The 25,286-nt window shown below is 69.0% G+C and carries 26 protein-coding genes; 14 read left to right on the top strand and 12 right to left on the bottom strand.

Annotation, left to right across the window (positions count from 1 at the left end; genetic code table 11):
• Positions 1–4 precede the first annotated feature (4 nt).
• Entirely contained in the window at positions 5–1,618 is a 1,614-nt protein-coding gene (locus R0232_RS08495; protein ID WP_431512879.1) for a gamma-glutamyltransferase family protein, read from the bottom strand.
• A gap of 30 nt (positions 1,619–1,648) precedes the next feature.
• Complete coding sequence (locus tag R0232_RS08490; RefSeq protein WP_296781377.1) at positions 1,649–2,632, bottom strand: Bug family tripartite tricarboxylate transporter substrate binding protein; 984 nt, start codon at positions 2,630–2,632, stop codon at positions 1,649–1,651.
• Between the two features lie 99 nt (positions 2,633–2,731).
• On the opposite strand from R0232_RS08490, the gene R0232_RS08485 reads away from it, so the two are divergent.
• Positions 2,732–3,655, top strand: coding sequence for a LysR family transcriptional regulator (locus R0232_RS08485; RefSeq protein ID WP_208509168.1), 924 nt, complete (start codon positions 2,732–2,734; stop codon positions 3,653–3,655).
• Positions 3,656–3,736: 81 nt separating this feature from the next.
• Here R0232_RS08485 and R0232_RS08480 read toward each other — a convergent pair whose 3' ends face one another.
• From R0232_RS08480 to R0232_RS08460, 5 genes are all read right to left on the bottom strand, one after another.
• Entirely contained in the window at positions 3,737–5,248 is a 1,512-nt protein-coding gene (locus R0232_RS08480; protein ID WP_093351715.1) for a tripartite tricarboxylate transporter permease, read from the bottom strand.
• A gap of 13 nt (positions 5,249–5,261) precedes the next feature.
• Positions 5,262–5,747 carry a tripartite tricarboxylate transporter TctB family protein gene (locus R0232_RS08475; RefSeq protein WP_093351719.1) on the bottom strand — a complete coding sequence of 162 codons (486 nt, stop codon included), beginning with the start codon at positions 5,745–5,747 and terminating at the stop codon, positions 5,262–5,264.
• Between the two features lie 161 nt (positions 5,748–5,908).
• The gene (locus R0232_RS08470; protein ID WP_431511837.1) at positions 5,909–7,699 is read right to left on the bottom strand and encodes a GspE/PulE family protein; all 1,791 of its coding nucleotides are present in this window, start codon (positions 7,697–7,699) and stop codon (positions 5,909–5,911) included.
• A gap of 4 nt (positions 7,700–7,703) precedes the next feature.
• The gene (locus R0232_RS08465) at positions 7,704–8,483 is read right to left on the bottom strand and encodes a spermidine synthase (protein WP_208509170.1); all 780 of its coding nucleotides are present in this window, start codon (positions 8,481–8,483) and stop codon (positions 7,704–7,706) included.
• Positions 8,483–8,974 (bottom strand): DNA-deoxyinosine glycosylase, encoded by a 492-nt coding sequence (locus tag R0232_RS08460; RefSeq protein ID WP_431511836.1) that lies wholly within the window; start codon positions 8,972–8,974, stop codon positions 8,483–8,485. The genes R0232_RS08465 and R0232_RS08460 overlap by 1 nt, the downstream gene beginning before the upstream one ends.
• Positions 8,975–9,100: 126 nt before the next feature.
• Here R0232_RS08460 and R0232_RS08455 point away from each other — a divergent pair, with 126 nt between their 5' ends.
• Positions 9,101–9,934, top strand: coding sequence for a mechanosensitive ion channel family protein (locus R0232_RS08455; RefSeq protein ID WP_431511835.1), 834 nt, complete (start codon positions 9,101–9,103; stop codon positions 9,932–9,934).
• Positions 9,935–10,000: 66 nt separating this feature from the next.
• Here R0232_RS08455 and R0232_RS08450 read toward each other — a convergent pair whose 3' ends face one another.
• Together R0232_RS08450 and R0232_RS08445 are read right to left on the bottom strand one after the other, a co-directional pair.
• Positions 10,001–10,459: a hypothetical protein gene (locus R0232_RS08450; protein ID WP_431511834.1), complete on the bottom strand. Its 459-nt coding sequence runs from the start codon at positions 10,457–10,459 to the stop codon at positions 10,001–10,003.
• A 154-nt stretch (positions 10,460–10,613) separates the two neighbouring features.
• Positions 10,614–11,474 (bottom strand): TatD family hydrolase, encoded by an 861-nt coding sequence (locus tag R0232_RS08445; protein ID WP_431511833.1) that lies wholly within the window; start codon positions 11,472–11,474, stop codon positions 10,614–10,616.
• A 92-nt stretch (positions 11,475–11,566) separates the two neighbouring features.
• On the opposite strand from R0232_RS08445, the gene R0232_RS08440 reads away from it, so the two are divergent.
• From R0232_RS08440 to R0232_RS08420, 5 genes are read left to right on the top strand one after another with little or no spacing between them, the layout of a single operon-like run.
• A complete protein-coding gene (locus tag R0232_RS08440; protein ID WP_431511832.1) occupies positions 11,567–12,562 on the top strand; it encodes a S1C family serine protease in 996 nt (331 codons plus the stop codon).
• Positions 12,563–12,599: 37 nt separating this feature from the next.
• Positions 12,600–13,619 (top strand): AAA family ATPase, encoded by a 1,020-nt coding sequence (locus R0232_RS08435; RefSeq protein ID WP_208509177.1) that lies wholly within the window; start codon positions 12,600–12,602, stop codon positions 13,617–13,619.
• 26 nt (positions 13,620–13,645) lie between these two features.
• On the top strand, positions 13,646–14,647 hold the full coding sequence (locus R0232_RS08430; protein ID WP_431511831.1) for a DUF58 domain-containing protein: 1,002 nt from the start codon (positions 13,646–13,648) through the stop codon (positions 14,645–14,647).
• Positions 14,644–14,769 carry a hypothetical protein gene (locus R0232_RS08425; RefSeq protein ID WP_431511830.1) on the top strand — a complete coding sequence of 42 codons (126 nt, stop codon included), beginning with the start codon at positions 14,644–14,646 and terminating at the stop codon, positions 14,767–14,769. The genes R0232_RS08430 and R0232_RS08425 overlap by 4 nt, the downstream gene beginning before the upstream one ends.
• Positions 14,766–15,803 (top strand): VWA domain-containing protein, encoded by a 1,038-nt coding sequence (locus R0232_RS08420; RefSeq protein ID WP_208509178.1) that lies wholly within the window; start codon positions 14,766–14,768, stop codon positions 15,801–15,803. Before R0232_RS08425 ends, R0232_RS08420 begins: the two co-directional genes overlap by 4 nt.
• Positions 15,804–15,815: 12 nt before the next feature.
• Here the strand turns inward: R0232_RS08420 and R0232_RS08415 are convergent, their stop codons facing one another.
• Positions 15,816–16,391 carry a TetR/AcrR family transcriptional regulator gene (locus R0232_RS08415; RefSeq protein ID WP_296781384.1) on the bottom strand — a complete coding sequence of 192 codons (576 nt, stop codon included), beginning with the start codon at positions 16,389–16,391 and terminating at the stop codon, positions 15,816–15,818.
• Between the two features lie 168 nt (positions 16,392–16,559).
• Between R0232_RS08415 and R0232_RS08410 the strand changes: the two genes are divergently transcribed.
• Positions 16,560–17,384 carry an SDR family NAD(P)-dependent oxidoreductase gene (locus R0232_RS08410; protein WP_431511829.1) on the top strand — a complete coding sequence of 275 codons (825 nt, stop codon included), beginning with the start codon at positions 16,560–16,562 and terminating at the stop codon, positions 17,382–17,384.
• 12 nt (positions 17,385–17,396) lie between these two features.
• On the opposite strand, the gene R0232_RS08405 is transcribed toward R0232_RS08410, so the two are convergent.
• Positions 17,397–18,032 carry a TetR/AcrR family transcriptional regulator gene (locus R0232_RS08405; RefSeq protein WP_093351752.1) on the bottom strand — a complete coding sequence of 212 codons (636 nt, stop codon included), beginning with the start codon at positions 18,030–18,032 and terminating at the stop codon, positions 17,397–17,399.
• Between the two features lie 52 nt (positions 18,033–18,084).
• Positions 18,085–18,687: a phenylacetic acid degradation protein PaaY gene (locus tag R0232_RS08400; RefSeq protein WP_093351755.1), complete on the bottom strand. Its 603-nt coding sequence runs from the start codon at positions 18,685–18,687 to the stop codon at positions 18,085–18,087.
• Between the two features lie 165 nt (positions 18,688–18,852).
• Between R0232_RS08400 and R0232_RS08395 the strand changes: the two genes are divergently transcribed.
• The 6 genes from R0232_RS08395 to paaB are packed head-to-tail and all read left to right on the top strand — an operon-like array spanning position 18,853 to position 25,281.
• Positions 18,853–19,656 (top strand): enoyl-CoA hydratase-related protein, encoded by an 804-nt coding sequence (locus R0232_RS08395; RefSeq protein ID WP_431511828.1) that lies wholly within the window; start codon positions 18,853–18,855, stop codon positions 19,654–19,656.
• A 3-nt stretch (positions 19,657–19,659) separates the two neighbouring features.
• Positions 19,660–20,100 carry a hydroxyphenylacetyl-CoA thioesterase PaaI gene (paaI, locus tag R0232_RS08390; RefSeq protein ID WP_057593742.1) on the top strand — a complete coding sequence of 147 codons (441 nt, stop codon included), beginning with the start codon at positions 19,660–19,662 and terminating at the stop codon, positions 20,098–20,100.
• A gap of 31 nt (positions 20,101–20,131) precedes the next feature.
• Complete coding sequence (paaK, locus tag R0232_RS08385; RefSeq protein ID WP_093351760.1) at positions 20,132–21,442, top strand: phenylacetate--CoA ligase PaaK; 1,311 nt, start codon at positions 20,132–20,134, stop codon at positions 21,440–21,442.
• Between the two features lie 31 nt (positions 21,443–21,473).
• Positions 21,474–23,939: a penicillin acylase family protein gene (locus R0232_RS08380; RefSeq protein ID WP_431511827.1), complete on the top strand. Its 2,466-nt coding sequence runs from the start codon at positions 21,474–21,476 to the stop codon at positions 23,937–23,939.
• A 41-nt stretch (positions 23,940–23,980) separates the two neighbouring features.
• On the top strand, positions 23,981–24,988 hold the full coding sequence (paaA, locus tag R0232_RS08375; RefSeq protein WP_431511826.1) for a 1,2-phenylacetyl-CoA epoxidase subunit PaaA: 1,008 nt from the start codon (positions 23,981–23,983) through the stop codon (positions 24,986–24,988).
• Positions 24,985–25,281 (top strand): 1,2-phenylacetyl-CoA epoxidase subunit PaaB, encoded by a 297-nt coding sequence (paaB, locus tag R0232_RS08370; RefSeq protein WP_057593738.1) that lies wholly within the window; start codon positions 24,985–24,987, stop codon positions 25,279–25,281. Before paaA ends, paaB begins: the two co-directional genes overlap by 4 nt.
• The last annotated feature ends 5 nt before the right edge of the window (positions 25,282–25,286 follow it).

The raw sequence follows: 25,286 nt of genomic DNA, 5'->3' as shown, positions 1-25,286 counted from the left end.
AAGCTCAATACCCTGCTGCCGCTCCGTCTCGGCGCGGATCGCTGGCGGCCACGTAGCCCTCCACCGAAGGATCGCCCGCGCGCCAGATGAACTGGCCGGCACCGAAGTCCTGGTAGGAGTCGTTGATGACCTCGAGGTGATGGCCCAGCCCGCGCAGGCCCTGCACGGTGGCCGGGTTCATCGCGGCCTCGACGTTGATCTCCATGCCGGCGTTGAAGCGCCAGCGCGGCGCGTCGCAGGCGGCCTGCGGGTTCTGCTTGTAGTCGAGCATGCGCACCAGCGTCTGCATGTGGCCCTGGGGCTGCATGTTGCCGCCCATCACGCCGAAGCTCATCACCGGCTGGCCGTCCTTGGTGAGGAAGGCCGGGATGATGGTGTGGAACGGGCGCTTGCCCGGTGCCACCACGTTCGGGCTCTCGGCCTTGAGGCTGAAGCCGTGGCCGCGGTTCTGCAGGCTGATGCCGAATTCGGGCTCGACGCAGCCCGAGCCGAAGCCCATGTAGTTGCTCTGGATGAAGCTCACCATCATGCCGCTCTCGTCGGCCGCGGTGAGGTAGATGGTGCCGCCCTTGACGGGGTTGCCGGCCTTGAAGTCCTGCGCCTTGTTGCGGTCGATCAGCCGCGCGCGCGAGGCCAGGTAGGCATCGTCGAGCATCTGCTCGGTCGTGACCTCCATGGTCGAGCGTTCCGACACGTAGCGGTAGACGTCGGCGAAGGCCAGCTTCATGGCCTCGATCTGCAGATGCTGCGACTCCACCGAGTCGACCGGCAGCGAGGCGATGTCGAACTTCTCGAGGATGCCCAGCGCGATCAGCGCCGCGATGCCCTGGCCGTTGGGCGGGATCTCGTGCAGCGTATGGCCGCGGTAGTCGCGCGAGATCGGCGTGACCCACTCGGGCTGGTAGGCCGCGAGGTCGGCCACGGTGAGCGCGCCGCCCTGCTCCCTGGAGAACTTCGCGAGCGCCTCGGCGATCTCGCCCGTGTAGTAGGCCTCGCCCCTGGTGCGGGCGATGGCCTTGAGCGCGCGCGCGGCGGCGGCGAAGCGGAACAGCTCGCCGACCTCGGGCGCGCGGCCCCAGGGCAGGAAGGCCTGGGCGAAGCCCGGCTGCGATTGCAGCAGCGGCGTGGCCGCGAGCCACTTGCCCTGCACCACCGGCGGCACCAGGTAGCCGCGCTCGGCGATGTCGATGGCCGGCGCCATCAGGTCGGCGAAGGGCAGCTTGCCGAAGCGCTCGCTGAGCGCGGCCCAGCCGCGCACCGCGCCCGGCACGGTGACCGAGTCGATGCCGCGCATCGGCGGGGTGGTGGCGTCGGCGCCGTACTTGGCCCTGAAGTACTCGGGCGTCCAGGCCTTGGGCGCGGGGCCCGAGGCATTGAGGCCGTGCAGTGCCTTGCCGTCCCACAGGATGCAGAAGGCATCGCTGCCCAGGCCGTTGCTCACCGGCTCGACCAGCGTCATGACGGCCGCGGTGGCGACCGCCGCGTCGACCGCGTTGCCGCCCTGCTGCAGGATGCGCAGGCCGGCCTGCGCGGCCAGCGGGTGCGAGGTCGACACCACGTTGCGCGCGAACACCGGGATGCGGGTGGAGGTGTAGGGATTGCCGAAATCGAAGTTCAGGGCGGTCATGGCGGTCGTGCTCTCGTGTCTTCAGTCGTTGGTGATCTTGCGTTCGACGACGATCTTCTTCCACTTGGCGGCGTCGGCGGCCACCATCTTCGCGAACTGCTCGGGCGTGCCGGCGGTGGCGGGCTCGATGCCCAGGCGCGACAGCTTGTCCTTGACCTCGGGGTCGGCCAACGCCTCGTTGGCGGCCTTGTTCACGCGCGCCACGATGTCGGGCGGCAGGCCCTTGGGACCGTAGAAGCCGAACCAGGTGTTCGATTCGAAGCCCGGCAGCGTATCGGCGATCGGCGGCAGTTCGGGTGCGAGCGGGCTGCGCTTGAGCGTGGTCACGCCGAGTGCGCGCAGCCGGCCGTCGCGCACGTGCGGCATGCCGGTGGGCAGCGAGTCGAACAGCACCTCGACCTTGCCGCTGATCAGGTCGGGGATCGCGAGCGCCGTGCCCTTGTAGGGAATGTGGGTGACGAACACGCCGGCCTGCGCCTTGAACAGCTCGGCCGTGAGTTGCACGATGGTGCCGTTGCCGCTCGAGGCGTAGTTGAGCTTGCCGGGGTTCTTCTTCGCGTAGTCGATCCACTCGCGCACCGTCTTCGCGGGCGAGTCGACCGGCACCAGCATGATGCTCGGCGCGTCGCCCACGTGCGCGATCGGCGTGAAGTCGCGCACCGTGTCGTAGGGCAGGCGGCTGGTGATGGCCGGGCCGATCGAGTGCGTGCTGGTGGTGGCCAGCAGCAGCGTGTAGCCGTCGGGCGCGGCCTTGGCCGCGAGGTCGGAGCCGATGGCGCCGCCGGCACCGGGCTTGTTGTCGACCACCAGCGTGGTGCCCAGCTTCTCGCCCATCTTCTGGCCCAGCGTGCGCGCGAACAGGTCGGTGGCGCCGGCCGCGGGAAAGGGCACGACCAGCCGGATTGGCTTGTTCGGGTAGCCCTGCGCGAAGCCGGTGGCCGGCGCGGCCAGGCACAGCGCGGCGAAGGCGGCCGCGAGGCCGTGGAGAAACTGGTGGCGTTGCATGGTGCTGGATTCCCTTCGCAAGATGGCGAACATTCGATGCTAAGCAGCGCGGGCGCATCAAGCCAGATAATCCCGCTTATTCAACTATGAGCACAATTTATGGCACGGATCGCCGCCGAGGAGGTTTCGCTGCAGCAGCTTCGCGCGCTCGCGGCAGTGGCCGAGACGGGCAGCTTCACGCTGGCCGCCGAGAGCCTGCAACTGACCCAGCCGGCCATCAGCCACCTGGTCAAGCGCATGGAGGAAGACCTGGGCCAGCCGCTGGTGGTGCGCGGGCGCCGCATCCGCATGACCGATGCCGGCCAGATGATGGTCGACACGGCGGTGCGCGCGCTGCGGCTGATCGATGAGTCGGTCAATGCCTGCCGCTCGCAGGCCCAGTTGCGCGAGGGCCGCGTGGTGCTGGCGGTGGGCCATCTCACGGCCGGCGCGCTGATGCCGCCGCTGCTCGGGCGCTTCGCGCACAAGCACCCCAAGCTGGCCACCACGCTGCTCGACAGCACCGCCGAGCAGATGATCTCGCGCATCCTCTCGCAGGAGGCCGACCTCGGCTTCGGCTCCGACATCGGCCAGGCCCATTCGGAGCTCGCGACCGAGCCGCTGTTCGTCGAGCGCATGGCGCTGTTCGTGCGCGAGGACCATCCGCTCGCGCAGCGCAGCAGCATCGAGGCGCGGCAGCTCGACGCCCTGCCCTTCATCCACGTCAACCCCGACGCCAACGTCTGGCGCGCGGTGAGCCGCCAGCTCTCGAGCGTGGCCAACGTCTACCCGCAGGTGGCGCACCACGTGTCGATGCTCTCCACCGCCTTCGGCCTGATCCAGGCCGGCGCGGGCGTGGCGCTGCTGCCGCGCTACGTCGAGGTGCTGATGCCGCCGAACCTGCGCGCGCTCGCGGTCACGCGGCCGGTGCTCGAGTACCCGCTGGTGGCGGTGCGGCTGGCCAAGCATCCGCTGAGCCCGGCCGCGATGGCCTTCCTCGACATCGCGCGGCAGCACCTGAAGCCGCGCACGGCGAAGGGCTGAAAGGCCTTCGCCAAAAACGAACGGCGCCCGCGGGCGCCGTTCATTGGAGCGAGCCCGGCACGCATGCCGGGCGGTCGTCGATCACTCCTCGACGAAGGCTTCCTCGCGCTTCGACTTCACGGCCGGCAGCAGCACGATGACGAGCAGCAGCAAGGCGGCGGCCAGCAGGCCGGCGGAGATCGGGCGCGTGATGAACACGGTCCAGTCGCCGCGCGACAGCAGCAGCGAGCGGCGCAGGTTCTCTTCCATCATCGGGCCCAGGATGAAGCCCAGCAGCAGCGGCGCGGGTTCGCAGCCGAGCTTGAAGAAGGTGTAGCCCACGAAGCCGAAGATGCCCACCATCCAGATGTCGAAGGTGTTGTTGTTGGTCGAGTACACGCCGATCGCGCAGAACAGCACGATCGCCGGGAACAGGTACTTGTAGGGCACCGACAGCAGCTTGATCCACATGCCGATCAGCGGCAGGTTCAGGATGATCAGCATCGCGTTGCCGATCCACATCGAGGCGATCAGGCCCCAGAACAGCTCGGGGTTGCTGGTCATCACCTGCGGGCCCGGCTGGATGTTGTGGATCGTCATCGCGCCCACCATCAGCGCCATCACGGCGTTGGGCGGAATGCCCAGCGTCAGCAGCGGGATGAAGGAGGTCTGCGCGCCGGCGTTGTTGGCCGACTCGGGAGCCGCCACGCCGCGGATGTTGCCCTTGCCGAAGGGCACTTCGCCCGGCTTCAGCTTGGTCTTCTTCTCGATGGTGTAGGCCGCGAAGGCCGCCAGCAGCGCGCCGCCGCCGGGCAGGATGCCCAGGGCCGAACCGAGCGCCGTGCCGCGCAGCACCGCGGGCACCATGCGCTTGAAGTCTTCCTTGGTCGGGAACAGGCCCTTCACCTTGGCGGTGAACACTTCGCGCTCTTCATCGGGACGCGAGAGGTTCGCGATGATTTCGCCGTAGCCGAACACGCCCATGGCGATGGCCACGAAGCCGATGCCGTCGGTCAGTTCGGGGATGTCGAAGCTGAAGCGCGCCACGCCCGAGTTCACGTCGGTGCCCACCAGGCCCAGCAGCAGGCCCAGCACGATCATCGCGATCGCCTTGAGCAGCGAACCCGAAGCCAGCACCACGGCGCCGATCAGGCCCAGGATCATCAGCGAGAAGTATTCGGCCGGGCCGAACTTGAAGGCCAGCTCGGTCAGCGGCGGCGCGAAGGCGGCCAGGATCAGCGTACCGACGCAGCCCGCGAAGAACGAGCCCAGGCCCGCCGCGGCAAGCGCCGGCCCCGCCCGGCCCTTGCGCGCCATCTGGTAGCCGTCGATCACTGTCACCACTGATGATGACTCCCCTGGCAGGTTCACCAGGATGGCGGTGGTGGAGCCGCCGTACTGCGCGCCGTAGTAGATGCCGGCCAGCATGATCAGGGCCGACACCGGGGGCAGTGCGTAGGTCGCGGGCAGCAGCATCGCGATGGTCGCGACGGGCCCGATGCCGGGCAGCACGCCGATCAGCGTCCCCAGGATGCAGCCGACCAGGCAGTACAGCAGGTTCGTGAAGGTGAACGCGACGCCGAAGCCGGTCGAGAGGTTTTGAAAGAGTTCCATGGTGCTTGCGTCCTCAGCCGATGAAGGTCGGCCAGACCTGGATCTGGAGCTTGAGCGCCCAGATGAAGGCGATGTAGCTGCCGACCGCCAGCACGGTGGCCAGGATCAGCACGCTGGGCAACTTGAACTCGTGGCCCGCGAGGCTGGCGATGATCACCAGCGCGTAGATCGCGATGATCAGGCCCATGGCCGGCACGCCGAAGCTCGGCAGGCCGCCCAGCAGGATGCCGAACACGAGGTTGGCGCCGAGGATCAGCACCACCTGCCGCCAGGCCCACTTGCCGATCTTGTCGCCCGTGGTGGTTTCGACGGTCATGCCGCTGAACATGATGCCCAGGCCGATCACCGCCATCAGGATACCGAGCACCAGCGGGAAGTAGCCGGGACCCATGCGAGCACCGGTGCCCACGCTGTAGTTGGTGGCGCCCCAAGCGAAGGCGACCCCGACCACGGTGAACATCAGTCCCGAGAAAAAGTCTTTCTGACTTTTGATTTTCACGAACAGTCTCCTCGAACAAATTTCGATGCGGGATTGTGGAGTCAGGTGGAAGTCAGCCCCATGTGGGTTCCACCTACCGAGAACTTAGGGATAACCCCGGTGCACGAGGCGCCTCGGATGTAGGTGGTTCGTATTCGGCGCGGGGCTGCGCCGGGGTGCGATCAAGCGTCGAGCGGCGGGGTCGCGCTCAGCACTTCCTCGATCGTGGTCAGGCCCTCGGCCACGCGCAGCGCGCCCGCGAGGCGCAGCGGCCGCATGCCGTCGACCACGGCCTGGCGCCGCAGCGCCGAGAGGTTCGGTTCCTTCGTGACCTCGGAGCGGAAGGTCTCGCTGATGCTCAGCAGTTCGTACAGGCCCATGCGGCCCATGTAGCCGGTCATGCGGCAGTCGACGCAACCCACCGGCTTGTAGGCGCGCACCGAGCCCGTGATCTGCCACGGCTTGACGATGGCCTCGAGCTTCTCGCGCGTGATGCCGTCGTCGGGCTGCTTGCAGTGCGGGCACAGGGTGCGCACCAGCCGCTGCGCGAGCACGCCCAGCATCACGGCGTTGATGAGGTACGAGGGCACGCCGAGCTCCATCAGCCGCGTGATGGCGCTGGGCGCGTCGTTGGTGTGCAGGGTGCTGAACACCAGGTGGCCGGTCAGCGCGGCCTGCACCGCCATCTCGGCGGTCGCGAGGTCGCGAATCTCGCCGACCATGATGATGTCCGGGTCCTGCCGCATCAGCGCGCGCAGGCCCTCGGTGAAACCGAAATCGAGTTGCGGTTGCACCTGCGTCTGGTTGAACGCGGGCTCGATCATCTCGATCGGGTCCTCGACGGTGCTGACGTTGACCTCCTCGGTCGCCACGCGCTTGAGCGTGGAGTACAGCGTGGTGGTCTTGCCCGAGCCCGTGGGGCCGGTCACGAGGATGATGCCGTTGGGCCGCGTGACGAGCTGCTCCCAGCGCTGCGCATCGTGCTGAGCGAAGCCGAGCGCATCGAGGTCCTTGACCGCGGTGTCGGGGTCGAAGATCCGCATCACCATCTTCTCGCCGAAGGCGGTGGGCAGGGTCGACAGCCGCATCTCGACCTCTTCGCCGCGCATGTTGCGGGTCTTGATGCGGCCGTCGAGCGGACGGCGCTTCTCCACCACGTCCATGCGGCCCAGCAGCTTGATGCGCGCGACCATCGCGTTCATCACGCCCATCGGCATCTGGTAGGCCGGATGCAGCACGCCGTCGATGCGGAAGCGGATCACGCCCTGGTCGCGGCGCGGCTCGAGGTGGATGTCGCTCGCGCGCTGGTCGAAGGCGTACTGCCACAGCCAGTCGACCACCTGCACCACGCTCTGGTCGTTGGCATCGAGCTGCTTGTTGCTCTTGCCGAGCTCGACCAGCTGCTCGAAGCTCGCGCCGCCGGTGTTGCCGCCGGCCTTCTGCGCCGCGCGCACCGACTTCGCGAGCGCGAAGAACTCGGCCGTGTAGCGCTGGATCTCGGCCGGGTTCGCGACCACGCGCCGCACCGTGCGCCGCGACTGGCGCTCGACCTCGGAGATCCAGTCGGTGAGGAAGGGTTCGGCCGTGGCCACCACCACCTCGTTGGGCAGCACCTGCACCGGCAGCACCTTGTGGCGCTCGGCATAGGCGGCGCTCATGGTGTCGGCCACCTTGCCCACGTCGACCTTGAGCGGATCGATGCGCAGATAGGACAGGCCCGCGCGGCCCGCGAGCCACTGCGCGAGCATCTCGAGGTCGAGCGGCTTGCTGTCGCTCTCGCGCGTCATCGCGACATTGGCCAGCCGCACCAGCGGATGCTGGCGGCTCTCGGCCTGGGCGCAGCGCGCGATGGTGCGCTTGGCTTCCATCGGCGAGATCACGCCGTCGGCGGCCAGCCATTCGATCAGGCGACGCAGGTCGAGCGGCCCTTCGGGGCGGGTGGCCGGTGCGGCGGAAGCGGGAACGGCGCTCATGGATTCAGATGGAAAGGACCGGCTTGAAGACCCGCAGCCACTTGGGCGCGGGCAGGCCCCAGCGAGTCTGGATGGTTTGGGCACGCTCGGCAAGCGCCTCGCGCTTGGGCCGGCTGGGCTGGCGCTGCGCGAGCACCACCGTGTTGCCCTCGCGCGTCGGCTTGAAGGCCCAGACCGCGTCGGCGCCGAAGGCGCCCTGGATCTTCTCGAGGCTGCGCTCGTAGCTCGACGAGCGGCCGAAGAGGTTGACCGTCATCGCGCCGTCCTCGGTGAGCAGCGCGCGACAGTCGGCATAGAAGTCCTCGCTGTCGAGCACCGGCGCCGCGGCCTCGTGGTCGTAGAGGTCGACCTGCAGCGCATCGACCGTGCCCTGCCATTCGGGTCGGCGGATCTCCTCGGCCGCGTCGGCGATCACCACGCGCAGCTTGGCGTCGTCGGGCGGCAGCTTGAACCAGCCGCGGCAGGCCGACACCACCTGCGGGTTGAGCTCGACCGCGGTGGTGCGCATGCGCAAGGTCTTGCGGCAGAACTTGGTGAGCGTGGCCGCGCCCAGCCCGAGCTGCATCGCATGGCGGTTGCCGATGCCGGTGCCGTCGACGAACAGCAGCCAGGCCATCATGCGCTGCACGTACTCGAGCTCGATCTCGTAGGGCGCGTCCAGCTTCATCGAGCCCTGGACCCATTCGGTGCCCAGGTGCAGGTAGCGGATGTCGCCCCAGTCGGAGAAGTTGACCTCGGGCAGTTCGGCGGGAAGGCGGGAAGTGGATTGCTTGCGTGCGGCCATCAGACCAGTCCATGGACAGAGAAGACCTCGCGCCATGCGGCGAGCTTGCGCTCGAAGCTCCACGACGCATTGGCCGGGCTGGTGGAAGGCAATTGGTAAACCGGCACGCCCAGGGTTCGGGTGTGCCGGGCGTGCTTGAAACTCTCGCCGCCGTTGTGGGCCACGGCCGCCAGCTTCGGCAGGTGCAGCGCCGCGATGTCGTTGGGCACGGCCGCGCGGATCGCCGAGTCGAGGCTGCCCTCGCGCTCGCAGGCCGCATAGACGTCCCACACGCCGAGGCCGTGCGCCAGCAGCCAATCGCTACGCTTTTGATAGCTATCGACTCCCGTGGGGAGCGGGTCGTGGGGCCACAGGGCTTGCAAGATTTTCCAGAACTGGTTTTGCGGGTGCGCATAATACTGCCGCTGTTCCAGCGATCTCGCGCCCGGAAAGCTGCCGAGGATCAACACCACGGTGGCGGGCGAGACGATCGGTGCCAGCCCCGTGAGCACGGCGCCCGCTGCCGCAACGGCGGATTCCGCCGCTGCTCGTTTGTGAATGGGGGCGCGGTCGGACCGGGTCGAAGGTTTTTGGGGTTTGGATCGAGTCACCGCGCCTGTACCGGAGGATGGAGATTCATGAACACGGAAGCCGTCTGGACTTTTCTCAGTACGCAAGGCGCCGATTTTGGCCTCAAGGTGCTCGGCGCGATCGCCGTCTGGCTGGTGGGCCGCTGGCTGATCGGATTCGCGCTGCGCTTCGTGCGCGTCGGCCTCGAGCGCGGCCGGCGTGTCGATCCGACGCTGAGCCACTACCTGGTGTCGATCCTCAGCGTGCTGCTGAACATCGTGCTGATCCTCGCGATCCTCGACATGTTCGGCGTCAAGACCACCTCCTTCGCGGCGCTGCTCGCCGGCGCGGGGCTGGCGATCGGCACCGCCTGGGGCGGGCTGCTCACCCACTTCGCGGCCGGCGTGTTCCTGCAGGTGCTGCGGCCGTACAAGGTGGGCGACTACGTGACCATCGGCGGCGTGAACGGCACGGTGCAGGAGCTCGGGCTGTTCGGCACCACGCTGATCACGCCCGACAACGTGACCGCCACGGTGGGCAACAACAAGGTGCTCTCCGACACCATCCAGAACTTCAGCACCCTGGCCTTCCGGCGCGTCGACACCACGGCCAAGGTGGCCAACGGCGTGGACGTGAACCAGGCCATCGAGCTGCTGCGCCAGGCCGTGCAGGCCATCCCCAACGTGGCGACGCAGCCGCCGCCCGACGTGGAGATCCTGCAGTTCACGCCCGAGGGACCGCTGCTGGCGGTGCGGCCCTACACCCACACCGACCACTACTGGCAGGTCTACTTCGACACCCACAAGGCGATCGTGAAGACCTTCGGCGCGGCCGGCTACCCGACGCCCGAGACGCCGGTGCTGCATCGCACGGCGCCGGACACGGCACCCAAGCCGGCCTGAACGCGCCCAAAAGAAAACCCGCCGAGGCGGGTTTTCGTTGCGGTCGCGGCGCGACGGCCTGCTTGCTTACTTCTTGGCGGCTTCGTTCTCGGCCGTGCCCGGGATCTTCTCGCCGATGGCGTGACCCGTGCTGCGCATGCCGTCGGCCGTCTTGTGGCCGGCGTTCTCGACCACTTCACCGGTCTTGGTGGCGGCCTTCTTGGTGGCGTGGGTCGCCTTCTTGGTGGTGCGCTTGGTCGCGTCCCAGGTCTTCTCGGCACCTTCCTCGGTCGCGTTGGCGGCCTTCTTGGTCGTGCGCTTGGTGGCGTCCCATGCCTTCTCGGCCCCACGCTCGGTCGCGTTCACGGCCTTCTTGGTGGTGGTCTTGGTCGCGTCGTAGGCGTCCTTGCCGGCTTCCTTCACCTTCTCGGTGGTCGAGGGTTCGGCCGTCGCGGGCGCGGTGGTCTGTGCCACGGCGGAGAGGCCCACGGCACCGAATGCCAGGGCGAGCACGACGGGAAGGGTGCGAGCGAAAGTTGCTTTCATGGATGAACTCCTTTTCTTGGATGAAATGCTGGGAGCCGTTGTCGTTCGACATCGGTGACGAAGGTCGTCACCCCTGTCCAACGAAGCTCCACGGTTCAAGGATGACAGCAAATGCAGGCCCGAAAACCACTTCGACCCAAGTCAAGGCATTGGCCTACGCCCCGGGTAAGGACCCCTCCGACAGCGCCAGAAGACTTTGGAGCTTCGGCATCGCTTCCACGGCATTTCGCGTGGTTTTTTCGGCCAGCTCGTCCACCCCGATGCCACGCAGTTGCGCCACCACGTCGGCGATGCGCGGCAGTTCGCCGGGCTCGTTGCGGCCCTGCGCCTCGCCCGCGTCGCGCTGCGCCTGCGTGCGGTAGAGCCAGTGCGGCTGGATGTCGGGCGCGTCGGTCTCCATCACCAGCGCCTCGACCGGCAAGGTGGCCGCGAGCCGGCGCAATTGCAGCGCGCGCTCGAAGGTCACGGCGCCGCCGAAGCCCAGCTTGAGCCCGAGCGCGATGCAGGCTTGCGCCTGCTGCTCGCTGCCGTTGAAGGCATGCGCGATGCCGCGCCACGGCTGCCCGCCGGCGGTCTGCCGCAGGTGCTTGAGCACCTTGTCGACCGAGCGCCGCACATGGATCAGCACCGGCAGCCCGTGCTTGCGCGCCAATTGCAACTGAGTGTGAAAGAAGTGCTGTTGCTTGTCGTCGTCGAGGTGCTCGACGAAGTAGTCGAGCCCGATCTCGCCGACCGCCACCAGCCGCGGGTCGCCGCGCCGCGCGCCCAGCTCGGCGTCGAGCAGGGCCAGGTCCTCTTCCTTGGCATCGCCCGTGCACAGCGGATGGATGCCCAGCGCATAGGCGTCGCCCTGGCGCTCCGCGAGCTCGCGCACGGTCGCGAAATTGAAGGCCGCCACGGCCGGGATCACGCACAGCGCGACGCCGCGCTCGGCCGCGCGGGCGCGGATCGCGGGCATCTCCGCACCGAATTCGGGCGCGTCGAGGTGGCAGTGGGTGTCGACGAAACGAGCCATCGCGCGATGATGCCCGAAGGGATGCAAGGCAGAAGAAAGCGTGCTACTGTGGCTTTCATCACGCGACACCCCTTTTGCCGGAGGTCCACCCCATGCGCAGGCCCGCCATGTACAGCCGCTCGCCACGCACGCCGAACGCGTCCGATGACGGGTCCCCCGCGCCGGCGGTCGTCGATCCCGCTGTGGCCGAGGCGCAGGCAGCGCCTCCCGCGCGCCAGGGCTGGCAGCCCGGCCGCCGCAGCTTCGCGCTGCTGAGCCTCGCGCTGTGCGCGGCCCTCGCGGCCGGCGGCGCGGCCTGGTGGCAGCGCGGCAATGCGCGCCAGTTCACGCAGAAGGACATCGACGCGGCCGTGCTGCGCACGCTGCAGACCAACACCCTGCCCTCGCCCGCTGCCAAGGCCGCCGACATCGTGCGGCCCTCGGTGGTGCGCGTGGTCGGCTACGGCCCCGAGAAGGCCACGCCCGAGGCCAGGACACAGAAGCGCGGCCGCAACATGGCCAAGGGCAAGTCGCCCGAGGCACCGGCCGACGACGGCCCGCCGGGCCAGGTCGAGCGCGGCGTGGGCACCGGCGTGGTGATCGTCGACAAGGGCGTGATCCTCACCAACCTGCACGTGGTCGCGGGCTCCGAGACCATCAAGGTGACCTTTGCCGACGGCCTGGAGGCGCCGGCCGTCATCACCGGTGTGCAGCCCGAGAACGACCTCGCGGTGCTTCAGGCACAGAAGATTCCCGACGACCTGATCCCGGCCGTGATGCGCTCGACCGCCGACCTGCGGCCCGGCGACCAGGTGGCCGCGGTGGGCTTTCCCTTCGGCATCGGCCCCTCGGTGTCGGCCGGCGTGGTGTCGGGCCTCAAGCGCTCGTTCCGCTCGCCCGAGGGCAAGCAGGAGCTCGGCAACCTGATCCAGTTCGACGCGGCCGCCAACCCCGGCAATTCGGGCGGCCCGCTGGTCAACATGGACGGCGAGGTGCTCGGCATCGTCACCGCCATCCTCAATCCCACGCAGCAGCGCACCTTCATCGGCATCGGCTTCGCGGTGCCGATCGAGAACGCCGCCTCGGCGGCCGGTTCGCCACCGTTCTGATCCCCTCTTCCTTTTTTCGACCCAGAAAGAGCCCCGAATGAGCAGCACCGAGACCTCCTCCTTCGCCACGCCCGCCAGCACCGCCGAGCTGATGGAGCAGATCCTCTATCAGGTGAAGCGCGTGGTGGTGGGCCAGGACCGCTTCCTCGAGCGCGTGATGGTCGCGATGCTCGCGGGTGGCCACCTGCTGGTCGAAGGCGTGCCGGGCCTCGCCAAGACGCTGACCGTGAAGACGCTGGCCGACACCGTGCAAGGCCAGTTCAAGCGCATCCAGTTCACGCCCGACCTGGTGCCCTCCGACCTCGTGGGCACGCGCATCTACAACCAGAAGACCGGCGACTTCAGCACCTCGCTGGGCCCGGTGTTCGCCAACCTGCTGCTGGCCGACGAAATCAACCGCGCGCCGGCCAAGGTGCAGAGCGCGCTGCTCGAGGTGATGCAGGAACGCCAGGTCACGATCGCGGGCGAGACGCACAAGGTGCCGCGCCCCTTCCTCGTGATGGCCACGCAGAACCCGATCGAGACCGAGGGCACCTATCCGCTGCCCGAGGCCCAGGTCGACCGCTTCATGATGAAGGTGCTGGTCGACTACCCGACCGACGAGGAGGAGTTCGTGATCGTGCAGCGCGTGATCGGCCCGCCGGTCGAGGCCGTGCCGGTTGCCACCACCGAGCAGCTCGCGGCGTTGCAGGCCGAGGCGCGGCGCGTGTACGTCGACCCCTCGCTGATCCAGTACGCGGTGAAGCTGGTCTCGGCCACGCGCACGCCCGACAAGCACGGGCTCAAGGACATGGGCCGCTTCATCACCTTCGGCGCCAGCCCGCGCGCGAGCATCAGCCTGACCGAGGGCGCGCGCGCCCTGGCGCTGCTGCGCGGGCGCAGCTATGCGCTGCCCGAGGACATGACGGCGCTGGTGCCCGACGTGCTGCGCCACCGCGTGACGCTGTCCTACGAAGGCCTGTCCGAGGGGCTGACGCCCGACGGCCTGATCGAGAAGATCATGCGCGCGGTGCCCGCACCACCGAAGCCGCTCGAGCACGAGAAGCTCGCCGCCTGAACCCGGATCACACCGAACGACCCGCCATGAAGAAAAGCTGGTGGCGCAAGGCCCCCGAGGCCGCCGCGAACGACGAACGCCCCGCGCTCGAGGCGGGCGGCGCCGAGCGCGCGCTGCGCCGCCTCGAATGGACCGTGATCCGCCGCCTCGACGGCCTGCTGCAGGGCGACTACCGCACGCTGATGCGCGGCACCGGTCTCGACCTGGCCGACCTGCGCGAATACCAGTTGCACGACGACGTGCGCCACATCGACTGGAACGTCACGGCGCGGCTGCAGACGCCGCACGTGCGCGTCTTCACCGAAGACCGCGAGATGTCGGCCTGGTTCGTGCTCGACCTGAGCCGCTCGGTCGACTTCGGCTCGGGCCTGAAGGCCAAGCGCGAGATCTCGGCCGGCTTCGTCGGCGTGCTGGCGCGCCTGCTCACGCGCCACGGCAACCGCGTCGGCGCGCTGGTCTACGGCCACGACCTCGAGGCCGTGATCCCGCCGCGCAGCGGCCGGCGCCATGTGCTGCACCTGCTGCATGCGATGGAGCGCCGCGCCGACCAGGCCGACAAGGCGCCGCCGCAGAAGGGCATGACCCGGCTCGACGACCTGCTGAAGTCGGCCGCCACCCTGATGCCGCGCCGCTCGACCGTGTTCGTGGTGTCCGACTTCCTGAGCGAGCCCGGCTGGGAGAAGCCGCTGGGCCAGCTGGTGCAGCGCCACGAGGTCGTGGCCGTGCGCCTGTTCGACCCGCTCGAGCTCGACATGCCCGACCTGGGCCTGGTGCCGCTGCGCGACGCCGAGACCGGCGAGCAGCTCTGGGTCGACACCCACGATGCGGGCTTTCGCCGCCGCTTCGCGCGCATCGCCCGCGAGCGCGAGGATGCGTTGCGCGGCGCGCTGGCCCGTGCCGTCGTCGACACGCTGGAGCTGTCGACCGCCGACGACCTGGTCGAGGCGATCGTGCGCTTCGCCGACATGCGCAAGCGGCGCGTGCGCACTTCGGGTGCCTCGCGTCCTGTAAAGGCGGTGGCCGCATGAGCGCCGCGCTGGGCCGCCCCGAGCAAGCTCGCACCGCAGTGCGAAGCACGAAGGTGTTCCGAATGACCATCGGGTATATCGAGTTGACGTTGGCGACGACGAGCGCGAGGATTTCGCCGTGACCTTCCTCTGGCCCCAATTCCTCTGGCTGCTGCTGGCGCTGCCGCTGCTGGTGCTGCTCTACCTGTGGCTGCTGCGCCGCAAGAAGAAGCTCGCGGTGCGCTACGCCAGCCTGTCGATCGTGCGCGAGGCGATGGGCACCGGCCAGAGCATCCGGCGCCACGTGCCGCCGTTCCTGTTCCTGCTCGCGCTGGCCGCGATGCTGGTGGCCGCCGCGCGACCGATGGCGGTGGTGATGCTGCCGTCGAACCAGCAGACCATCATCCTCGCGATGGACGTCTCGGGCAGCATGCGCGCCGCCGACGTGCTGCCGAACCGGCTGGTGGCGGCGCAGGATGCCGCCAAGAGCTTCATCAAGGACCTGCCGCGCAACGTGAAGGTCGGCATCGTCGCCTTCGCGGGCAGCGCGCAGGTGGCGCAGCTGCCCACCACCAACCACGACGACCTCGTGACCGCGATCGACAGCTTCCAGCTGCAGCGCGCCACGGCCACCGGCAATGCCATCGTGGTCTCGCTCGCCACCCTGTTCCCCGACGCCGGCATCGACGTCTCGCAGTTCAGCGCGCCGAGCCGCCAGCGCGGCGTGGCCATCGACCAGGCCGACAAGCCGGCCAAGGAGTTCACGCCGGTCGCGCCGGGCTCCTTCACCTCGGCCGCGATCATCATGCTGACCGACGGCCAGCGCACCACCGGCGTCGATCCGCTCGACGCGGCCAAGGCCGCGGCCGACCGCGGCGTGCGCATCTACACCGTGGGCATCGGCACGGTCGACGGCGAGACCATCGGCTTCGAGGGCTGGTCGATGCGCGTGCGGCTCGACGAGGACACCCTCAAGGCCGTCGCCAGCAAGACCCAGGCCGACTACTTCTATGCCGGCACCGCCGCCGACCTCAAGAAGGTCTACGAGACGCTGAGCTCGCGGCTCACGGTCGAGAAGAAGGAAACCGAGATCTCGGCGCTGTTCGCGCTCGGCGCCGCGGTGCTCACGCTGCTGTCGGCCGGGCTCTCGCTGCTCTGGTTCAACCGGATCCTCTAGGGCGACGCCCTCTCAGGCCTTCGCCATCCCCTCGATCCCCGCGAGCACCTCGCGCAGGATCTCCTCGGACAGCGCCTCGTCGTTCATCGCGCGCGCCAGCACCAGCCCGCCGGTCATCGCCGCCACCGCGCGGATCGCGTCACCGCGCGCATCGGCGTTCTTGCGCGCGCGCCACGGAAAGAACTTCGCGAAGCGCTCGATGCTCGCCTTCATGTGCGCAGTGAGCGAAGGCGCGGTGACCTGCTTCTGCGCCGTCTGGGCCGAGAAGGCCGCGAGCAGGCAGCCGTCGCCGGGCGCATCGCGGTGCGACACGCTGAGGTAGGCGCGCACGTAGTCGACCATGCCGTTGGGCAGCTGGGTGGCGGCGTCGAGGTCGGCGAGCGAATGCGCCGACGCATGGTCGACGCACTCGGCCATCAGCGCTTCCTTCGAGTCGAAGTGGTTGTAGAACGGGCCGTGCGTGAGGCCCGTGGCCTTCATGATCTCGCTCACGCTCACGCCGCCGAAGCCGCGCTCGCGGAACAGGCGCGAGGCCTCGCCCAGGATCTTCTGATGCTTTTCGGCGGTTTCCGCTGCGGGGTATCGCATGTGACCTCATCCTCTTTCCGGGTACTTCCAGACCCTGGTTGACGCTATTCATGATAGGCATCATGCTTCGCACCGTCAAACATGATCACCATCATGCTTAACGACGAAGGGCCTTTGGAAGCGGTCGCCGACCGCGCGGGCACCCCGACTTCTTTTCTGGAGAACGACATGAGCGAGCAAGCGAACAACACCTCCGCCCACCCCGGCACCGCGGTGGTGACCGGCGCCTCCGCCGGCCTGGGCCGGCTCTTCGCCGACCGGCTGGCGCGCCGCGGCCACGACCTGCTGCTGGTGGCGCGCCGCGGCGACCGCCTCGAAGAGGCCGCCAAGGCGCTGCGCAGCCAGTACGGCGTGACGGTGAACACCCTGGTGGCCGACCTCGGCGCCGCCGCCGACCTCGAGCGCGTGGCGCAGGCCATCGCCGCCGATGCCTCGATCACGCTGCTGGTCAACAACGCCGGCACCTCCACGCTGGCGCCGGTGCTCGCGACCGCGCCCGCCTCGGCGCAGTCGATGATCGACGTCAACGTCACCGCGCTGGCGCGGCTGAGCCTGGTGGCGCTCGCGGGCTTCAAGGCGCGCGACCGCGGCACGCTGATCAACATCGGCTCGGTGCTGGGCTTCCACACGCTGCCGATCAGCAGCATCTACAGCGGCACCAAGGGCTTCGTGCTGAACTTCACGCGCGGCCTGCAGGAGGAAGTGGCGGGCAGCGGCGTGCGCGTGCAGCTGGTGCTGCCCGCCGCCACCGCCACCGACATCTGGGAGTTGTCGGGCGTGCCGGTCACGAACCTCGATCCCGCGCACGTGATGACGGCCGAGCACTGCGTCGATGCCGCCATCGCCGGCCTCGACCTCGGCGAGCCGATCACCATGCCCTCGGTGGACGACTACGCGCCGCTGTTCGCGGCCTACGACGACGCGCGCGCCCAACTCTTCGGCGCCTCGCAGAACGGCACGCCGGCCGCGCGCTACGCCGGCGCGGCGCGCTGAAGGGCCGCGCCCTCAGGCCGCCGGCTTCGGCTTCTTCTTCGCGCGTGCCGGCGGTGCCTTCACGGCACCGATGCCGCCGAGGAACAGGTCGGCCACCACCGGCGCGATCGAGGCATGGTCGAGCTGGCCGCCGGGCTTCATCCAGGTGAACATCCAGTTGATCATGCCGAACAGCAGCATGGTCAGCGGCTTGGCCAGGTCGTCGCTCGGCGTGCCCGGGCGCAGCGCGGCCACCGCGCGCGCGAAGCCCGCGACCACCTCGCGCTCCTTGTCGAGCACGCGCTCGCGGTCTTCTTCCTCGAGGAAGCGCACGTCGTCGGTCAGGACGCGGTGCGCGTCCTGCGCGCCCGCGTACTCCTCGACGATGCGGTAGATGAAGCGCCGCAGCCGCTCCTCGTCGGTCTGCGTCGAGGCCTCCTCCTCGGCCACCAGCGCCGCCAGCTTGGAGACGTGCGTCTCGGCGATGCTGATCAGCAGGCTGCGCTTGTCCTTGTAGTAGTGGTAGAGCGTGGCCTTCGAGAGATTGCAGGCCTCGGCCACCTGGTTCATCGAGGTGGCCGGGTAGCCCTGGCGCGCGAACAGCCGCGCGGCCCGCTCGAGGATGAGCTCGCGCTGGTCGTCGTAGCTGGCGGATCTTCCTCTGGGCATCGGTGTTCTTTCTGTTCTGGCGTTGAGAGGGTGTGACGGGCAGCGCGCGATCCTAGCTGCGCTTGGTCGCGATCAGCGGCTTGACGTCGATCGCCGGCAGCCGCGGCCGTCCGGCTTCGACCTGCGCCAGCGGCTCGACCTCGCGCATGGTCGCGAGGCTGCGCACCGCGAGCGCCTGGTAGACCTGCGTGCCCTCGAGCTTCCAGGCGATCTCGGCCTCGCTCAATTCTCTTTTCACGCGCGCGGGCATGCCCGCCACCAGCGTGCGCGGCGGCACCTTCATGCCGGCCGGCACGAAGGCGCTGGCGGCCACGATGGCCTTCTCGCCGATCTCGGCCTCGTCCATCACCACCGCGTTCATGCCCACCATGGCGTCGCGCCGCACCACGCAGCTGTGCAGGATCGCGCCGTGGCCGATGTGGCCATTGACCTCGATCACCGTGTCGTTGTCGGGAAAGCCGTGCACGCAGCAGTTGTCCTGCAGGTTCGAGCCCTCCTCGAGCACGATGCGGCCGAAATCGCCGCGCAGGCTGGCGCAGGGGCCGACATAGCAGTTCGGGCCCACGATCACGTCGCCGATCAGCACGGCGGACGGATGCACGTAGGCGGTGGGGTCGACGACGGGGATCACGCCGTCGATGGCGTAGCTGGGCATGGGTGCGGTCTCCTGTGGGGTGCCGGTCCTTCGTCTCGCGATTCAGGGTTTTCCCTGAATGCTTTGGACTTGTGCCGGGTTCGTTCGCGATCCTAAAATCTACCGAACGGTCGGTCAATAGTAATTGACCCGAAGTCATCCCCCACACAGATGAGAGACAAGCCCATGTCGGAACCCCTGGTCCTCGTCGGCAATGCCGGCGCCGTCCGCACACTGAGCCTCAACCGCCCCGCGGCGCTCAACAGCTTCACGAGCGAACTGCACGCCGAACTGCTGGCGGCGCTCGAAGCGGCCGCGGCCGATGCCGAAGTGCGCTGCGTGGTGCTGACCGGCGCCGGCCGCGCCTTCTGCGCCGGCCAGGACCTCGCCGACCCGATGGTCGCGCCCGACACCACGCCCGGCGCCACGCCCAAGGACCTGGGCCATGTCATCGAGAAGCTGTACGGCCCGCTGGTCAAGCGCATCCGCAGCATGCCCGTGCCCGTGATCGCCGCGGTCAATGGCGTTGCGGCCGGCGCCGGCGCCAACCTCGCGCTGTGCTGCGACCTGGTGCTCGCCGCGCGTTCGGCCAGCTTCATCCAGGCCTTCACCAAGATCGGCCTGGTGCCCGACACCGGCGGCACCTGGCTGCTGCCACGGCTCGTGGGCCCGGCGCGCGCGCTGGGCATCGCGATGCTCGGCGACAAGCTGCCGGCCGAGGAAGCCGCGCGCATCGGCCTGATCTGGCAGGTGGTGGACGACGCCGCGCTGGCCGATGCCGCCGCCGCGCTCGCGGGCCGGCTCGCCGCCATGCCCTCGCGTGCGCTGGTCGCCACGCGCGCCGCGATGAATGCCGCCCAGACCATGGACCTCGACACCGCACTGGCCGAGGAGGCCCGCCTGCAGCGCGACCTCGGCGCCGCCGACGACTACCGCGAAGGTGTCGAGGCCTTCCGCGCCAAGCGCGCCCCCGTCTTCAAGGACCGCTGAGCCATGAGCACCGAACGCACCCCGCAACAGACCGCCGAATACGTGCGCGACGGCATGTTCGCCAACGACAACGCCTCCAAGGGCCTGGGCATGCGCATCGTGGAGGTCGGCCCGGGCCAGGCCACGATCGAGATGCGCGTGCGCCCCGACATGCTCAACGGCCATGCGATCTGCCACGGCGGCTTCATGGCCACGCTGGCCGATTCCACCTTCGCCTTCGCCTGCAACTCCTACAACGAGCTGACCGTGGCCTCGGGCTTCGCGATCGACTTCATCGCGCCCGCGCGCGAAGGCGACCTGCTGACCGCGCGCTGCTTCGAGGTCTCGAAGGCCGGCCGCACCGGCGTCTACGACACCGAGATCACCAACCAGCGCGGCGAGCGCGTCGCGATCTTCCGCGGCCGCTCCTACACCGCCAAGGGCCGCCCCGCCGTCGCGGCCTGAACCGAACGCAAAAAAGAACCGAGGACCCGTCATGCCAGCACCCCGCCCCGCCCCCGGCGATCTCGAACCGATCGAGACCGCGAGCCGCGACGAGATCACCGCGCTGCAGGTGCAGCGCCTGCGCGACACGCTGCAGCGCGCCTACGACAACGTGCCGCACTACCGCCAGGCCTTCGACGCCAAGGGCGTGCAGCCGGGCGATCTCAAGACGCTGGCCGACCTCGCGAAATTCCCGTTCACGGTCAAGAGCGACCTGCGCGACAACTACCCCTTCGGCATGTTCGCGGTGCCGCGCCAGCAGGTCGCGCGCATCCACGCCTCGTCGGGCACCACCGGCAAGCCGACCGTGGTCGGCTACACGAAGAAGGACATCGACACCTGGGCCGACCTGGTCGCGCGCTCGATCCGCGCCGCGGGCGGCCGCGCCGGCGACCTGATCCACATCGCCTACGGCTACGGCCTGTTCACCGGCGGCCTGGGCGCGCACTACGGCGCCGAGCGCGCCGGCTGCACCGTGGTCCCGATGTCGGGCGGCCAGACCGAGAAGCAGGTGCAGCTGATCCAGGACTTCCGGCCCGACATCATCATGGTCACGCCGAGCTACATGCAGGTGATCATCGAGCAGTTCGAGCGCCTGGGCCTGGACGCCAAGGACAGCTCGCTGCGCATCGGCATCTTCGGCGCCGAACCCTGGACCGAGGCCATGCGCCGCGACATCGAGGCCAAGGCCGGCATCGACGCGGTCGACATCTACGGCCTGAGCGAAGTCATGGGCCCGGGCGTGGCCAGCGAATGCGTCGAGAGCAAGGACGGCCCGGTGATCTGGGAAGACCACTTCTATCCCGAGATCATCGATCCCGAGACCGGCGAACTGAAGGCCGACGGCGAGGAAGGCGAACTGGTCTTCACCTCGCTGAGCAAGGAAGCGATGCCGATCATCCGCTACCGCACGCGCGACCTCACGCGCCTCTTGCCGCCCACCTCGCGCGCCTTCCGCCGCATGGGCAAGATCGTCGGGCGCAGCGACGACATGATGATCATCCGCGGCGTGAACGTGTTCCCCACCCAGGTGGAGGAGATCGTGCTCGCGCACGGTGCCCTCACCGGCCTCTACCAGGTGCACGTGAGCCGCGAAGGCCTGCTCGACCAGGTCGAGGTGCACTGCGAGCTCGCGCCGAACGAAGCCGCCGCGGCCGACCGCGCGGCCATCGCCGGCTGGGTGCAGCACCGCGTGAAGACGCTGGTCGGCATCTCCACCCGCGTGGTGGTGCATGCCCCGAACGAGATGGAACGCACGCAGACCGGCAAGGCCCGGCGCGTGGTCGACAACCGCCCGCGCTGAGGCGCCGCCGCTTTCCCCCGAACCGCCACCGATGACACTGAATTTCCGATCGATCGCCCTCGCCTGCGCCCTGGTGGCGCTGGCCGGCTGCGCCGCCAACTCCACCGCCCCGGTCACCGGCGCGGCCATGCCCCCGGCCGGCAAGGTCACGATCAAGCGCGACGACTACGGCGTGCCGCACGTCTATGCCAACGACGTGCGCGGCCTGTTCCACGGCTTCGGCTACGCCGTCGCGGAAGACCGCCTGTTCCAGATGGAAATGGCGCGCCGTGCCGTGCTGGGCACCGTCGCCGAAGTGATGGGCCCGGCCTATGTCGCGCTCGACAAGGGCAGCCGCGCCAGCTTCGACCCCGCCTCGATCCGCGCGCAGATGGCGCGCCTGTCGAGCGACGACAAGGCCATCTTCGACGGCTATGCCGCCGGCTTCAATGCGCGCGTGAACGAAGTGCTGGCCGCGCCGGCCACCCTGCTGCCCAAGCAGTTCGCCGATGCCGGCTTCCGCCCGAAGGCCGACTGGAGCGGCTACGACGTGGCGATGATCTGGGTCGGCACCATGGCCAACCGCTACTCCAACGTGAGCAGCGAACTCGCCAACCTGCGCCTGCTCGAGCAGCTGCGCAAGGCACGCGGCGACGAGGCCGGCCGCCAGCTGTTCGACCAGATCCGCTGGGTGGAGGACCCGCTCGCGCCCACCACCGTGCCGCGTCCCAAGGCCGTGGCCCGAGGCGCCGCCGACGATGCGCACGCCGCCCATCGCGCAGCGCTGGCGCCGGTCTCGCCCGAGCTGCTGGTCGCGCGCAACGAGATCGATGCCGCGCAGCGCGGCGTGGCCGAGCCCTGGACCCGCCCGATCGCCAGCAACCTCTGGATCGCCGGCCCGAACAAGACCACCGACGGCAGCACCGTCTTCATCAACGGTCCGCAGTTCAACTGGTTCAATCCCTCGTACGTGTTCGGCATCGGCCTGCACGGCGCCGGCTTCGACGTGACCGGCAACACGCCGTTCGCGCATCCCGTGGTGCTGTTCGGCACCAACGGCAAGATCGCCTGGGGCGCCACCGCCGGTCCGCTCGACGTGAACGACATGTACCAGGAGAAGCTGGACCCGGCCAACCAGTACCGCTACCTGTTCAACGGCGCGATGCGCGCCATGAGCAAGCGCACCGAGCTCATCAAGGTCAAGGGCCAGCCCGACCAGAGCCTGGACGTCTACGCCACCGTGCACGGCACCGTGACCAACTTCGACCTGCCCAACGGCACCGCGTACTCGATGAAGCGCAGCTGGGACGGCTACGAGCTCGAGTCGCTGCTGGGCTGGATCCACGCGATGCGCGCGCAGAACTGGGAGCAGTGGCTGGCCCAGGCCTCGCGCGTGGCCATCACCATCAACTGGTACTACGCCGACACCGCCGGCAACATCGGCTACGTCTCGCCGGGCCGGCTGCCGATCCGCCCGGCCACGCAGGACATCCGCCTGCCCGCCGTGGGGGACGGCTCGATGGAATGGCTCGGCATCCGCCCCTTCAGCGAGGACCCGAAGACCTTCAACCCGGCGCAGGGCTACGTCGCCAACTGGAACAACCAGTCGGCACCGGGCGCGGTCAGCGACGGCGGCAACTACTCGGTGGTCGACCGGGTGCACGAGTTCACGGCGCGGCTCGAGGCCAAGCCCCGGCTCACGCCCGACGAGCTCTGGGCGCTCAACCGCACCACCGCCTACGCCGACACCAACGCACGCTACCTCGTGCCCTTCGCCCTCGAGGCCACGCGCGGCCTGCCGGCCGCCGACCCGGCGCGCCGCGCGGCCCAGCTGCTGGCGGACTGGAACATGCTCAACGAGGACCCGGCCGAGCGCGGCGTCTACGACAGCCCGGCCACGACGCTCATGACGGCCTGGCTGCCGATCCTCTACCGCAAGGTGCTGGCCGACGACCTGCCGCCCGAGGTGTTCGCGGCCTATGCGGGCACCGGCTATGCCGGCGAGACGCAGGTGGCCAGCATCCGCCCGGGCAACGGCCTGAAGCTGGTCTACAACGCGCTGCTCGGCCCCAAGGCCGGCGTGCCGCAGCGCTACGACTTCTTCAACGGCGAGGACAAGAACGCCGTGCTGCGCGCCACGCTCGCGCAGGCCGTGGCCGAGCTCGACAAGCGCTTCGGCAGCGACACCGCCAAGTGGCGCACGCCGGTGACGAAGCATGTCTTCCTCACCAGCAACTTCATCGGCGCACCGCAGGCCGGGGCCGACGAGCTGCTGAGCCTGCCGAGCTACATGAACCGCGGCACGCAGAACGACAAGGTGGTGCTCGGCGCCAAGGGCGTCGTGCTGTGCACCGCCGCCCCGCCGGGCCAGAGCGGCTTCGTCGCACCCGACGGCCGCAAGTCGCCCCATTACGCCGACCAGATGGCGCTGTTCAAGGATTTCGGCTGCAAGAGCGAGGCCCTGACACCGGCCGAGGTGGACCGCCGGGCGCAGTCCACGAAGCAGCTGAGCTACTGACCACCGATCGACGACCTCTTCACCTCTCAAGGAGAACCGCGATGTACACACAAGCCATGGACACCATGGGCAAGGACGCCGGCGACGGCAAGAAGGCCCTGCGCTCGGCCGACGAGTTGCGGCTCGAGGAACGCTTCGACGCGCGCATCGACGCCGGCGACTTCATCGAGGCCAAGGACTGGATGCCCGATCACTACCGCAAGACGCTGGTGCGGCAGATCAGCCAGCATGCGCACTCGGAGATCGTCGGCATGCTGCCCGAGGGCAACTGGATCAGCCGCGCGCCCACGCTCAAGCGCAAGGCGATCCTGCTGGCCAAGGTGCAGGACGAGGGCGGCCACGGCCTCTACCTCTATGCGGCCGCCGAGACGCTCGGCACCTCGCGCGACCAGATGTTCGACGCGCTGCACACCGGCAAGGCCAAGTACAGCTCGATCTTCAACTACCCCACGCTGACCTGGGCCGACATGGGCACCATCGGCTGGCTGGTCGATGGCGCGGCCATCATGAACCAGGTGCCGATCTGCCGCTGCTCCTACGCGCCCTATGCGCGCGCCATGATCCGCATCTGCCGCGAGGAGAGCTTCCACCAGCGCCAGGGCTACGAGGCGCTGCTGACCATGATGACCCACGGCACCGACGCGCAGAAGGCGATGGTGCAGGACGCGGTCAACCGCTGGTGGTGGCCCTCGATCATGATGTTCGGCCCGCCCGACGACCAGTCGCCCAACTCGGCGCAGTCGATGCGCTGGGGCATCAAGCGCTTCAGCAACGACGAGCTGCGCCAGAAGTTCATCGACGCCACCGTCGAGCAGGCGGCCATCCTCGGCGTGACCCTGCCCGACCCCGACCTCAAGTGGAACGAGGAACGCCAGGCGCACGACTTCGGCACCATCGACTGGAGCGAGTTCTGGCGCGTGATCGGCGGCGACGGCCCCTGCAACCGCGAACGCCTGCAGGCCCGTGTCGACGCCTGGGAAGACGGCGCCTGGGTGCGCGAAGCCGCACTCGTCCATGCCAACAAGCAACCGATGAAGGAGGCGGCATGACCGTCGAACAGAAACAAGAATGGCCCCTGTGGGAAGTGTTCGTGCGCAGCAAGGCCGGCCTGGACCACAAGCATTGCGGCAGCCTGCACGCCGCCGACTCGAAGATGGCGATCCAGATGGCGCGCGACGTCTACACGCGGCGCCAGGAAGGCTGCAGCATCTGGGTGGTGCGCTCCGAGCAGATCGTCGCGAGCGATCCGGGCGACAAGGACATGTACTTCGATCCCGCCGAGGACAAGGTCTACCGCCACCCGACCTTCTACGCGCTGCCCAAGTCCGTCGACCACATGTGAGCGGC

The organism is Variovorax sp. DAIF25 (assembly GCF_050711835.1).
Taxonomy (GTDB): domain Bacteria; phylum Pseudomonadota; class Gammaproteobacteria; order Burkholderiales; family Burkholderiaceae_C; genus Variovorax.
Note: the sequence above shows the minus strand (reverse complement) of the source record. Positions and strands in the feature narration are given on the sequence as shown.